Origin of the sequence: Paenibacillus hamazuiensis (genome assembly GCF_023276405.1) — a bacterium.
Taxonomy (GTDB): Bacteria; Bacillota; Bacilli; order Paenibacillales; family NBRC-103111; genus Paenibacillus_AF; species Paenibacillus_AF hamazuiensis.
The window spans coordinates 2526798-2540376 of sequence record NZ_JALRMO010000001.1 but is presented as its reverse complement, the minus strand read 5'-3'; the positions used below and the strand labels follow the sequence as shown (position 1 = coordinate 2540376).

General features: G+C 52.7%; 11 protein-coding genes. All 11 read left to right on the top strand.

Features of this window, described 5'->3' with window-relative positions; translation table 11 throughout:
- Positions 1–103: 103 nt before the first annotated feature.
- The 11 genes from pflB (at position 104) to MYS68_RS11195 (ending at position 13546) form a co-directional block, all read left to right on the top strand.
- The gene (gene pflB / locus MYS68_RS11245; RefSeq protein ID WP_248925928.1) at positions 104–2377 is read left to right on the top strand and encodes a formate C-acetyltransferase; all 2274 of its coding nucleotides are present in this window, start codon (positions 104–106) and stop codon (positions 2375–2377) included.
- Positions 2378–2416: 39 nt separating this feature from the next.
- Positions 2417–3184, top strand: coding sequence for a pyruvate formate-lyase-activating protein (pflA, locus tag MYS68_RS11240; protein ID WP_248925927.1), 768 nt, complete (start codon positions 2417–2419; stop codon positions 3182–3184).
- 84 nt (positions 3185–3268) lie between these two features.
- Positions 3269–3544 carry a hypothetical protein gene (locus MYS68_RS11235; protein WP_248925926.1) on the top strand — a complete coding sequence of 92 codons (276 nt, stop codon included), beginning with the start codon at positions 3269–3271 and terminating at the stop codon, positions 3542–3544.
- 80 nt (positions 3545–3624) lie between these two features.
- Positions 3625–4002: a DUF2249 domain-containing protein gene (locus MYS68_RS11230; RefSeq protein WP_248925925.1), complete on the top strand. Its 378-nt coding sequence runs from the start codon at positions 3625–3627 to the stop codon at positions 4000–4002.
- Complete coding sequence (locus MYS68_RS11225; RefSeq protein ID WP_248925924.1) at positions 3978–4262, top strand: hypothetical protein; 285 nt, start codon at positions 3978–3980, stop codon at positions 4260–4262. Before MYS68_RS11230 ends, MYS68_RS11225 begins: the two co-directional genes overlap by 25 nt.
- Positions 4263–4754: 492 nt before the next feature.
- Entirely contained in the window at positions 4755–6548 is a 1794-nt protein-coding gene (locus tag MYS68_RS11220; RefSeq protein WP_248925923.1) for a sensor histidine kinase, read from the top strand.
- Positions 6541–8094, top strand: a complete 1554-nt coding sequence (locus MYS68_RS11215) for a response regulator transcription factor (protein ID WP_248925922.1) — start codon at positions 6541–6543, stop codon at positions 8092–8094. The genes MYS68_RS11220 and MYS68_RS11215 overlap by 8 nt, the downstream gene beginning before the upstream one ends.
- A gap of 130 nt (positions 8095–8224) precedes the next feature.
- Positions 8225–9181: an ABC transporter permease gene (locus tag MYS68_RS11210; RefSeq protein ID WP_248925921.1), complete on the top strand. Its 957-nt coding sequence runs from the start codon at positions 8225–8227 to the stop codon at positions 9179–9181.
- Between the two features lie 11 nt (positions 9182–9192).
- Positions 9193–10098 carry a carbohydrate ABC transporter permease gene (locus tag MYS68_RS11205; protein WP_420852111.1) on the top strand — a complete coding sequence of 302 codons (906 nt, stop codon included), beginning with the start codon at positions 9193–9195 and terminating at the stop codon, positions 10096–10098.
- A gap of 90 nt (positions 10099–10188) precedes the next feature.
- Positions 10189–11868, top strand: a complete 1680-nt coding sequence (locus MYS68_RS11200; RefSeq protein ID WP_248925920.1) for an ABC transporter substrate-binding protein — start codon at positions 10189–10191, stop codon at positions 11866–11868.
- A 178-nt stretch (positions 11869–12046) separates the two neighbouring features.
- Positions 12047–13546 (top strand): response regulator, encoded by a 1500-nt coding sequence (locus MYS68_RS11195; protein ID WP_248925919.1) that lies wholly within the window; start codon positions 12047–12049, stop codon positions 13544–13546.
- Positions 13547–13579: the final 33 nt, after the last annotated feature.

Genomic DNA, 13579 nt, shown 5'->3' with positions numbered 1-13579 from the left:
GGCGGTAGGAGTCTTTGAGGAAAATTCGTACGAAAACTATCGCAAGGTCGCCGAGCCGGTTGGCGTGTAAGCAGGATTGAATACAAATGGAGGTGCCCGGGTCATGGTGATGAAAGAAGCGGATGCAATGCATAAAGCTGAGAATCGTGCTCACGCTTGGCGTCATTTTAAGAAAGGAAATTGGCAAAAACACATTGACGTTAATTCGTTTATTGAGACGAATATAACTCCTTACACCGGCAGCGAGGATTTTCTCGCCGGTCCGACGGAGGCTACAAGCGCCTTATGGCTGCGGGTTCGGGAGCTGCTCCGGCAAGAACGGGAGAAGGGCGGTGTGCTGGATATTGACGTAAATACCGTATCTACGATTACGTCGCATGCCCCTGGATATATCGACCGGCCCAAGGAGCAAATCGTCGGTTTGCAAACCGACGCTCCGCTGAAGCGCGCCGTGCAGCCGTTCGGCGGCATCCGCATGGCCGCGGACGCTTGCGAAGCATACGGCTTCAAGCTGCCGGAGGATATGATGCGCCTCTTCACGGAGATACGCAAGACGCATAATCAAGGCGTTTTCGATGCGTACACGTCGGAAATGCGGACCGCCCGCAAAGCCGGCATTATTACCGGCCTGCCGGATGCCTACGGACGTGGAAGGATCATCGGAGATTACCGGCGGGCGGCGCTGTACGGAATCGATCGTTTGATCGCGGAGAAAAAGCAGGATTTGCTCCATCTCGAAGTGGACGCGATGACGGAGGAAGTAATCCGCGCCCGCGAGGAGCTGTCGGAGCAGATCAGAAGCCTGGACGAATTAAAGCGGATGGCGCTGTCTTACGGCTTTGATATTTCACAGCCTGCCGCAAGTGCCAAGGAAGCTGTGCAGTGGCTTTACTTCGCATATCTTGCGGCGATCAAGGAGCAGAACGGAGCGGCGATGAGCTTGGGGCGCGTCTCCAGCTTTTTGGACATTTATATCGAGCGGGATTTGGCGGAAGGGACGCTGACCGAAGCGGAGGCGCAAGAGCTGATCGATCATTTTGTGATGAAGCTGCGCATCGTGAAATTTTTGCGGACACCGGATTATAACGAGTTGTTCAGCGGCGACCCGACCTGGGTGACGGAATCGATCGGGGGAATGGGCTTAAACGGACAAACCCGCGTAACCCGCAGCTCGTTCCGTTTTCTCCACACGCTGTATAATCTGGGTCCGGCCCCGGAGCCGAATTTGACCGTGCTGTGGTCCGACCGGCTTCCGGAGGGCTTCAAAAACTATTGCGCGAAAGTATCGATTGAAACAAGCTCCATCCAATATGAAAACGACGATTTGATGCGGCCGTTTTATGGAGACGACTACGGCATCGCCTGTTGTGTTTCGGCCATGCGGATCGGCAAGCAGATGCAGTTTTTCGGCGCACGCGCCAATTTGGCCAAAGCGCTTTTGTACGCAATCAACGGCGGCATTGACGAAAAGCTTGGCATTCAGGTCGGACCGGTTATAGCGCCTGTGACTTCCGACGTGCTCGATTACGGCGAAGTCAAAGCCAAATACGACCGGGTGCTCGATTGGCTTGCGCGGTTGTACATGAATACGCTCAACGTCATTCACTACATGCATGATAAATATTGCAATGAACGGCTTGAAATGGCGCTTCATGACCGGGAGGTTTTGCGTACGATGGCTTGCGGCATTGCAGGGTTGTCCGTCGTCGCCGACAGCCTCAGTGCGATCCGGTACGCCAAGGTGAAGCCGATCCGGGACGAACGGGGAATTGCTATCGACTTCGAGATCGAAGGCGAATATCCGCAGTACGGCAACAACGACGATCGGGTGGACAGCATCGCCGTCGAGCTCGTGGAGTCGTTCATGAACCGGATTCGCAAACACAAGGCGTACCGCGGCGCGGTGCCGACGATGTCGGTGTTGACGATCACATCCAACGTGGTTTACGGCAAGAAGACCGGCAGCACTCCGGACGGCCGCCAGGCCGGCCAGCCGTTTGCTCCGGGCGCGAACCCGATGCATGGACGGGATCGCAAGGGGGCGCTCGCGTCCCTGGCCTCGGTGGCTAAAATTCCGTATGAGCAAAGTCTGGACGGTATTTCCAATACGTTCTCGATCGTTCCGAAAGCGCTCGGGAAGGAACCGCACACCCGCATCCGCAACCTCGTGTCTTTGCTGGACGGTTATACCGCCAATCGGGGGCATCACTTGAACGTGAATGTCTTCGAAAGAGAGCAGCTGCTGGATGCGATGGAGCATCCGGAAAATTATCCGCAGCTGACCATTCGCGTCTCCGGGTATGCGGTGAATTTTATCAAACTGACCCGCGAGCAGCAGCTGGATGTCATTAACCGGACGTTCCATGGCGCTTTCTGATTCAACATTGATTGCAGCATAGAGAGGGGCGTGGCCCGCATGAAAGGCCGAATTCATTCGATAGACACTTTTGGCACCGTTGACGGCCCCGGCATCCGATTTGTGCTGTTCATGCAGGGCTGCGCGCTGCAGTGCATGTATTGCCATAACCCTGACACATGGAATAATGACGGAGGCAAGCGGATGTCCGTTCAAGAAGTCATTGCCGAGCTGGAGCCTTATTTGGAGTATTACCGGCGGTCCCGCGGGGGCATCACGGTCACAGGCGGCGAACCGACGTTGCAGGCTCCTTTTGTCGCAGAGCTGTTCAGGGAGGTCAAACGGCGTTTTGATCTTTCTACGGCCCTGGATTCCTCGGGATTTTGCGATCCGGGGCATGCGGCGGAATTAATCCAAGCTACGGATCTTGTCCTGCTGGATTTAAAACAAATTCACAGCGCAGAGCACAAAATGCTGACCGGCATGCCGAACGAACGGATTCTGCGGTTCGCTCAGTGGCTGTCGGAGCAAGGGAAAAGGATGTGGATCCGCCATGTGCTGGTCCCGGGAATTACCGACAGTCCCGAGCATTTGACGGCATTGGGGAAATATATTGTAACTTTGCAGGGGGTGGAAAAAATCGAACTGCTGCCGTATCACCGAATGGGCGTCTATAAATGGCAGCATCTCGGCAAAGCTTATCCGCTCGAAGGAGTGCCGGTTCCATCCGATGACGAGGTCGAACGGGCACGTGCCATTCTGTTGGCGGGGATGCAATCGGCGAAAGAAACATCGGGCGCACCCGATTCCATCGTCCGGATTCGATAACTTGCTGGCTGCAGGATTATCGGCTCCAGCTCATTCCCAAGGAATATGCAGGCGCTTGCGCCAAAACGAAAAGAGGTTGAGAACGTGAAGTGGAAAAATCGCCTTTCTGATTGGCATGGCCGGACCGTTGAAATTCGGATCGAAGACAAGGCGGGGCAGGATCCGATTGCAGAGCCGAGGACGTGTTTGCTGCACCGAATAGAGGTCACACCGGACGACCGATATGTTCAGTTTTACATCAGTGATCACCAGTTTATGGCTGTCCCCGTGTTTGATCAAGAGCATACCGTGCTGGAGTCTGACGTTTTCGAATCGCACGATACACAAGCCAAGCTGGTTTACCATATTCGAATCGTGTAGCGGCAGACCGCCTTTTGCCGGGCATGTTTATCCGCGGATTTACGACATTCGCCTGTATACGAATGAGAGGAGAGGTCGGGATGAACCGACATGGCCGCATAGTTGAATTGGATGTTCGCCTGAACCTAAGAAAGAAGCTGGACCCGTTTCAGCGTATAATGGAGGCGGTAGCGACACCGGAGCAGGAACATATTTTCTTGCTGCATGTGATCTTTAAGCCTACTCCATTGCTTGGTGTGATGAAGGTTAAAGGTTATACAAACAGAGTGGAGGAAATCGAGGCGGATCATTGGATCGCCGCTTTTGCCAAAGGAAGTCAGGCTAAGGAACGGCTTGCTGCTATAGATTTTAAACAATTCGCCAAACCGGAAGAGCAAGAAGAGGGGAACGCCGATGCAAACTGGATAATCGCGGTTTGGAGCCTCCCGAGCCGATGGTACGCACGCTCCATGCGTTAGCGGACTGCCAGGCGGGCGATCAAGTGAAAATTCACAACGACCGGGTGCCGATGTTTTTGATCGAAGAGCTCAAGCAGTTGAGATACTTGTATACGGTTGAGCTTCAATCGGACGGCTCGGCCATCATCCTGATACGATCGTGGGGTGGGTTCACAGGTGCCCGCGCGAGGTTCCGGGGATTGAAAGCGCAGCGGTTGACGTCGTTTGGGAACCGAGATGGACGCCTGATCAAATGTCAGATGCGGCCAAAGAACGGTTGAATTTCATATAATATTGGCACCCATTTCGACGAGGAGATAAGCCGAACCTCGATGTTGGACAATGTGAAGGAAATCGAACTTACTGAATTTTATCGTTCTTTCTTGACGAAACAAGTAAGAGTAACTATTAATAAAACAAGGATCTAAACTCGATAGCCGCGGCGGCGCAACCGGTTCCGTTAACTCGTCTCGTCATTGTGGAGAGTATTTGGCAGTATGGAGAAGCCCATAACGACCCATTAGTCAGTCTCATACCATCGGGGTTGGTTTTGACCCTTTCGCTTCCCACAAGGAAGTCGGAAGGGATTTTTGTGTTCCGGGACATTTCATGTCAGGTTTTAATCATCGATTTGTCAGCGGTTTCATGACAACCAAAGACCATAAATCGCAATTCATTCCATATCGCTGCGCGGAAGCCTACCGTATAATAATGGATGCAAGCGCTTTACTGACTCTCTCTGATGTTCATCCAGCAAAGGGGATCGATGTTCCATGAAATCAATTACAAGGATTACTAACAATATTCAAATCAAGCAGAAGCTGATTTTATCTTATTTGCTTGTCGTTTTTGTACCGGTGCTGACGGTGGGGCTGCTCCTGACGGAGTCCTTGAAGGATATGGCGGTGGAGCATGCGGTTGCACAATCGGTGAACAACGTCGAGAAGATCAAGAAGCAAGTGGATGAAACGTTGAAGATTCCTACGGATATATCCAATAAAATTTATTTCGATAAACAGCTTAAAGTACTGGTGAGCCGAAATTACGAGTCCACATTGGAGGTCTTCCGCGCTTATGCCGATTATACCGAACTGAACGATTACGTACAGCTGTACAAGGAGCTGGCGAATATTCGCTTCTACGTGGATAACCCTACCTTATTGGAGAACTGGGCGATTTTCAAGCTGGGGCCCGATATGCCGGGGGAGGTTTGGTACAAGGAAGCTCTGCAGAAACGAGGCAAAATCGGCTGGTATTTCATCCCGGACCCGACCAAGAAGGACCAGCGATACGTGAGCCTTGTCAGGCCTGTCTATTACGATAACATGAGCTTCTGCGGCATGCTGGTCATTACGGTAAATCCCGCCATTCTGCATTCGATTATTAATCAGGAGCCCTTCGAAACGATGATTCTCTCGGACCAGGATGAGGTGCTGGCCGCCAAGAATCCCTCTCTCGTCGGAAGCTCCATGAAGCATTTGCAGTTGGTTGATTCATTAGGCAGTCAGGACGCTCAGGTGGAGGACACGGTTTACGAAGGAAAACCGGTTAAGGTCATCATTCAATCGATGCAACCGGAGAACAGCAACAACCACCTTCGAATCATCAGCATCGTCCCGCTGGAAACGATTCTTAGGGCGTCCGAACGAATTAGCATTTTCGCTTATGGAATCATATTCAGCAGTCTTTTGTTTGCTCTTCTGGCTATCTTCTTTTTCTCCGGAGCGCTGACCAAACGGATCGGGCTCTTGATTCGCGACATTCGAATGGTCGCCAGAGGCGACCTGAATCACAGCTCGATGGTTCAGGGTACGGATGAAATCGGGCAGCTCTCCCGTCATTTTAATTTCATGGTGAAAAGTGTAGACGAGCTGATGAAACGGGTGGATGAGGCGCAGCGGCAGCAGCATACGCTGGAGCTGAAGCAGCGGGAGATCAAATTTAAAATGCTGGCCAACCAAGTGAACCCGCATTTTCTGTTCAATGTGCTCGAAACCATCCGGATGAAGGCGGTCGTTCAGGAGGAAACGGAAATCGCCGATTCGGTCAGGTCGCTTGGCAAGCTGCTTCGGCACAATCTCGAAATCGGGCAAGAGGCTGTTTCGCTCGTTTCCGAGATCGACCTTGTTCGGACTTATCTGCAAATTCAAAAGTTCCGCTTCGGCGATAAGCTGAGCTACGAGCTCCCTGATCCCGAGGAAGCGGAAGGGATCCTCATTCTCCCGATGCTCCTCCAACCGATTGTGGAGAACGCGATCATTCACGGGATTGAGAACATCATGGGGCAAGGGATGGTAGCAGTCAGGCTGGAGCGGCGTATGACGGACTTCGCTTTGATCGTATCGGATAACGGGCCCGGCATCGATATGGACAAATGCAAGCGGATCATGAACTTACTGGATGATCCGGAAGAAGAGGAAGGCCAGAGAATAGGACTGCGGAATGTGCATCAACGGATCCAACTTTATTACGGTGCATCGTATGGATTAAGCATAAGCAGCGTTCCCGAACAAGGGACGACGGTTCATATACTTTTGCCCTTAGGAGGAGGAAATATCGATGTATAAGCTGGTCATTATTGATGACGAGCCGATGATTCGCCAAGGCTTGAAGAAGCTGATCGACTGGCAGGCTCTCGGGGTTGACATCTGCGGCGAAGCCGACAATGGCATTGACGGTCTGCAGCTGTGCAAGGACATCGGACCGGATGCGGCGATAGTCGATATCCGGATGCCCGGACTGGACGGCCTTCAACTGATCGAGGCGGCCCGGCAAAGCGGGCTCCCGTGCGATTTTATCATTTTAAGCGGCCATTCCGAATTTTCCTATGCCCAGCGTGCGACCGAATTCGGCGTTCGCTGTTATTTGCTCAAGCCGATTGAGCAGTCGGAGCTGATCCATCGCATTCATTCTCTGCGCGAGATTTGGAGCAAGCGGAGGGAAGAACAGGAGCGGGTTCAATCTTCGGCTCGAATCATGACGGAGCATCGGCTGCAGCGGCTTCTCTCACTAGAAGCCGGAACGAATGGCAAGGAAGAAGATCTATCCATGCTTTCAAAGCAGTTGGGGCTTCCTTGGAACGAATACCGGCTCGTCCTCATCGGTGCCGACCGGCAAGAGATGGAAGCGCAGCAGATGGAGCGAATCACCGAAGAGTTACAGCAAACGTTTATTACGCAAGATGGCGGTACCGTATTTCCTGTTCGCCAGTATGTCGTTATGCTGATGGAACGTGCGCCCGCCATGAGCCGGCTGGAGCATTGCATCGCTTCCCTGAAAGAAAAGGTAGGGATAGAGCTGGTCTATACGTTAGCCTCCCCCGTGAGCGTTTTCGAGCGGCTCCGGGAATCGTTTCATGCGGCCCACGAAGTCATGAAGCACCGATTCGTCTGCGAACGCAGGGAGAGCCGGGTTTTGCCGTTCGTAAAATACCCGCAGCTGCCTTCGATGGCGGCGGAAAGCTCCTTTACGCTGGAGAGCTTTGCAGAACGGACGTCCCAAGCGATTGCCGCCGGCAACCGGGAGCTGCTCCTTGTCCTGCTGGAACAAGCGGTGCTGGTGATGCTGCGGCAGAGCTGGAACGAGAAGCAGCTTAAAGCGAGCTTTGCGGCCCTTTATACGGAACTGGTCAAGATCCTCCTCTCGCTAAACGAGCGCCTTCGTTCCGCGATCCCCGCGCTCAACGTAACGATCGAAGCCATGGACGGGCAGACGACGCTGCAAGCGCTGAAAGACTACATGGCGGGGCTGCTTGCGGATATTTCGGAGCAGTGGGGCAAAGACCGCAAAAGCCATAGCTTCTCCAGCATTCTCGAATATATCGGTAACCATTACGGCACCGAGCTGACGCTGGAATCGCTGGCCGACCGGTTTCACTACAATCGCTCTTATTTGGGGAAGATGTTCAAAGCGCAGACAGGCGAATCGTTCAATGCGTATTTAGATCGGATCCGTATGGAGAAAGCGAGGCAATTGCTGGTCGACGATTATAAAGTATATGAAGTGGCCGAGATGGTCGGCTATGCAACCGTCGATTACTTTCATCTTAAGTTCAAGAAAGCTTTCGGTGAATCTCCCTCCTCTTATCGCGACAAATGGAGGGCTAATCGATGAAAATTGATAACGGTTTCAAAAACCTCTCATTTTCACATGACGAATGTCGCATCACTCGGGTACTGCAAACGCTTTATTTGCTTTATAGTAACCACTAGAAGGACTGACACTTTGTAAAGGAGCCACTTGAATGGAAACTATGACGGGATCTCATACGGCTGTTACCGAAGGGAGGAAAAAGTCAACATGGAGTACGATCGTCCGGCAGAGATACCTTTTTCTGATGTCGCTGCCGTTCGTCGGTTGGCTTCTTATCTTCCATTACTTTCCCATTTGGGGCTGGACGATGGCGTTTCAGAAATTCCGGCCCGGCCGATCGTTCAGTGAGCAGCAGTGGGTGGGCTTCGATAATTTCGTTCAGCTTTTTCAGGAGCCGCACTTCTATCTGGTTCTTCGCAATACGTTGGCCATGAGCTTGATGAGCCTGATCGTCGGTTATACCATACCGATTTTGTTCGCGATCCTGCTTAACGAGCTGCGCTTCATGATATTCAAGCGGACCATGCAGACGATCTCGTACCTGCCGCACTTTGTTTCATGGGTGGTTGTGGGGGGAATCGTTACGAAAATGCTGTCGACGGACGGAGGCATTGTGAACCGGATTCTGCTCTGGCTTCAGGTGATCGACAGACCGGTACAGTTTATGGCGCACGGTGAATGGTTCTGGGTCATCGTTACTTTATCCGACCTTTGGAAGGAGATGGGGTGGAATTCCATTATTTACCTGGCGGCGATCGCGGGCATCGATCCGGAGCTCTATGAGGCGGCCAGGGTGGACGGAGCCGGAAGATTCCGGCGTATCTGGCATATTACGCTGCCGGGTATCCGCACGACGATCATGGTGATGATGATCCTTTCCATCGGCTGGTTAACGAGCATCGGCTTCGAGAAGCAGTATTTGCTGGGCAATGCTTTGGTACAGGATTATGCCGAGGTTCTGGACTTATACGTACTGAATTACGGAATCGGTTTGGGCAGGTTTTCGTTCGGTACGGCGATCGGCATCGTCAACACCATCGTCTCGATTTTTCTGCTCCTTACATCTAACTGGGCTTTTAAGCGTTGGACCAAAGAGAGCGTCATTTAGGAGGCGAAGGGATGATGAAACTCCATTGGAGATTACGGCCAACCGATTACGTATTCGAATGCTTTCTTTACCTCTTCATGATCTTCGTCGGAGTGGTAACGATCTACCCGTTCTGGAACATCCTCGCGATTTCCTTGAATGAGGCGATGGACACGGTCCGCGGCGGAATTTACCTATGGCCGCGCGCGTTTACCCTGGAGAACTATAAACAGCTTTTCGTTTACAACAACCTGCTTATCGCCTTTAAAAATTCGGTGCTGCGAACCGTCATCGGCACCGCGATCGGGGTGTTCAGCTCGGCCATGATCGCATATGTGCTCAGCCGCCGGGATTTTATCGCCAGAAAGCCGATGTCGCTCATTTTCGTCCTGACCTTATATTTCTCCGGGGGGATGATTCCGGTCTATATGCTGATGCGGGATCTGCATCTGATGAATTCGTTTTGGGTCTATATTTTGCCTAACCTCGTAAACGCATGGAACGTTTTCGTGATTCGTTCCTTTATGGACGGGCTGCCGATCAGTTTGCAGGAATCCGCCAAGCTGGACGGGGCGAACGATCTTACGATTTTCCTGCGAATCATTATGCCGCTCTGCAAGCCTGTGCTCGCCACGATCGCGCTGTTCATTGCGGTAGGCCAGTGGAATTCGTGGTTCGATACGTTTCTTTATAACAGCGGCGCGGAGCACCTGACCACGCTGCAGTATGAGCTGATGAAAATATTGGCGAATACGACGGCGGGTGCCAATAACGCGGATCTTGCGCGCAGCGGGAACCCTGCGTTATCCGCTCAGGTCTCCCCGGAATCGATCCGGGCGGCGATCACCATCGTGGCCACGCTGCCGATTTTGGTCGTATATCCGTTCCTGCAAAAGTATTTTGTCAAAGGGTTGACGCTCGGCGCGGTGAAAGCTTAAAGAGCCTTACGGCGAGCGGCCGATTCAATCGGGTATCGCCGGGCAGCTTGCCCGGATACATACATAGAGTATTTTCAAGGAGGCTGTATCATGAGGAAAAATAGAAAACTCGCCGCGCTGACCATGGCGGCGGCCATTACGTTGGCAGGCTGCAGTTCCGAGGGCGATTCGAAGGGCTCGGGAGCCGCCGACCATTCGGCCGGAAAGGACGATAAGGCGCCCATTACGCTGACGATGTTTTCGGCAGACCCGAACACCCAGTACGAAAACATGCAAAGCCCGGTAGGGAAAAAAATTACCGAGCTGACCGGCGTAACCCTGAAAATGGATTATCCGGTCGGGGATCCGAAGCAGAAGGTATCGCTTATGGCGGCCAGCGGAGAATATCCCGATCTGATCTTCGCCAAAAACGAAATCGCAACGATTGTGGACGCAGGCGGACTCATCGACCTGGCTCCACTGATCGACAAGCACGGCCCGAATATCAAGAAGCTGTACGGGGACTATTTGAAGCGATTGAAGTGGAGCAGCAAAGACGGTTCCATCTACTTCCTCGGAACGTTCGGCGTGAACGAGGTGCAGTGGGAGCCGAAGGACGGCTTCCAGCTGCAGCACCAGGTGGTGAAGGAGCTCGGCTTCCCCAAGCTGAAGACCTTGCAGGATTACGAAAGCGCAATAAAAGCATATAAGGAGAAACATCCGACCATCGACGGCAAACCGACCATCGGGTTGTCACTATTGGCGGACGACTGGCGCATCGCGCAATCGGTGACGAACCCGGCGGTATTCGCTACCGGCGGCTCCGATGACGGCGAATGGTATATCGACGAGAAGACGATGAAACCGGTATTTCACCTGACCCGTCCTGAAGAGAAGGAATATTTCAAGTGGCTGAATCATATGAACGATATCGGCCTGCTCGATCCGGAAAGCTTCGTGCAGAAGTACGATCAGTACAAGGCGAAGATTGCCTCCGGCCGCGTGCTCGGCATCATTGATTCCAAATGGCAGTACCGCGAGCCCGAGCAATCTCTCCTGCAGGCGGGCAAACCTGAGCTGACATACGGCATGTATCCGATCACGTTGAATGAAAACTTCAAGAATAAGAACTTCCAGAGCGCCGGTTATTCCGCAGGCTGGGGGGTAGGCATCTCCAAGTCGGCGAAGGATCCGGTCCGGGTGATCAAGTTCCTGGATTGGCTCGCATCCGACGAAGCGCAAATCCTCAACAACTGGGGCATCGAAGGCGTACATTACAAGATCGAAAATGGCAAGCGGGTTATCCCCAAGGAAGAAATGGAGCAGCGTGTCAAGGATCCGCAGTACGGCAAGAAAACGGGTATCGGCGTGTACACGTACCCGTTCCCGGAATACGGCTACGGCGTAAAGGATCCGTCCGGTCAAACCTACAAGATTGAGAGCCCGGAGCAAATCATATCCAAGTATTCGGACATCGAGAAGGAAGTGCTTTCGAAATACAACGCCAAGATGTGGATGGATCTCTTCCCCAAGGTGTCCGAGTTCCCTGTTAAGCCATATGGCGCAGCATGGCAAATCAACATTCCGCAGGAAACCGACGGCGCCGTCATTATGCAGAAATGCATGCAGATTGTCCGCAAGCGGATTCCGGAAGCGATCCTGGCGAAGCCGGAGAAATTCGACGAGGTATGGGACAGCTTTCAGAAGGAGCTCGAGCAAGCCGGAGTCCACAAGCTCGAGGCTCAATTCGAAGGTCTGCTGAAGGAACGGATTAAGCTTTGGAATTCCTGAACGCCGGCGTATAGCATAAGAGAAGGAAGTAGGAGGCTGGCGCCCGTGCCGATGGACACGACGTCAGCCGTTCCTTATGCAGGTCTGTTGATAAGCTCCCGGGCAGACCGGTTTTCGCAAGGACGCGCATCCAGCCCAAATGGTATAATGTGGGTATATAGCGATTGGATGTGAGTCTATGGTTAAAATTATCGTTGTTGACGACGAAGAATACATTCGTCAGGGACTGGCGAAGCTGATTCAACGGGCGGGGAAGCAGTATGAGGTGATCGGGACATTCGCCAGCGGTGCGGAGCTGCTGGGTCAGCTTGCCATGCTGGAGCCGGATCTGATCATTACGGATATTAAAATGCCCCGGATGACGGGGCTTGAACTGATCGAACGGCTGCGAACGCTCAGGCCGGACGTACACATAGCCATATTAAGCGGTTTCAGCGATTTCAAGTTTGCCCAAGAAGCTCTGCGGTTTCACGTGTTGGATTATTTGCTCAAGCCCGTGGACCAGGATGAGCTTGACCGGCTTCTCCATATGGTGGAATCCGGGATAAAGGAGAAGCGGCGGAAATCCGAAGGCGCGCTGGAGGAACGCGTTCGATTTTTGCTGACCGAACATGCTCCCGTGCTTTCGGAGCCGTATGTACAGCAAGTAACGAAAGAGCTGAACGAACTTCCTCTATTCCGGAGCCATTGTGCACTCATGCTGGTTCATGCGGAACCGGTTTTGCAAAAGGACGATCTGGATGGGCTCCGAACGTATTGGGAGCATGAATGCAGAGTCTGGGAATGGGATCAGGCACGTTACCTCGTGCTGCTGTCCATAGGTAGCGGCGAACATGCGGGTAGGATGAAAGAGCTTTCGAACATCATGATGCGGCATTTGGCCGCCTATCGGCGAGTGCGAATAGCGGCGAGCGGTATGTTCAGCGGTGCCGAGCATCTTGCCGAAGAAGGACGCAGAGTGGAGAAGGCCTTCTATGAGGCCTGGTTTGCGGAAGGAAAGCAGGTGTTCATGCTGCCATTCGATCCGCCGATTCACGAGAAGCCGCCATATCCGGTACTTTTATTAAGCCGTGAATGGTATCAGGCACTTGAGCTGTCGGATACGGATCGTGCGGTGGAGGAATTGGCGCGTTGGGTTCAAGAGCTGAAAGTCCGCAAGTATCCTTGGCCGCAGCTGCAGGAAAGCTGTACCCATGTACTCGGCCAGATTCGCGAAAAACGGGGATTGGGTGCGTCCGCAGCATTGGAGAGGGAGGAACCGGTCCCTCATCTATATGGGGAATGGGCTGCGTTCGCCGCTTCCTTCCGGCAGATGGCGAGGGAAGAGCTGGCGCAACTGAAGGAAGCAAGGAAGGGCAATCAAGTGATTCATAAGGTCAAAAGCTACATTCAGGAACATTATACGAAAGAACTGGAGCTATCGGAGCTCGCCAATCTCGTATATTTGACCCCCAGCTATTTGAGTAAATTGTTCAAGACGGAGACCGGGGAGACCATTACCGATTACATCATTTCCGTCCGCATTGAGCAGGCCAAACTTACTTTGCGAAGAGCACAAGGGCTGAAAACATACGAGGTCGGAGAAATGGTGGGTTATGCGGACCCGGTTTATTTCAATAAAGTATTCAAAAAGGTGACCGGCATGACGCCGAAGGAATACCGCGAACGCGCCAGGTAAATTAACTTTTCAAGGAAGCATGGTTTTGATAAC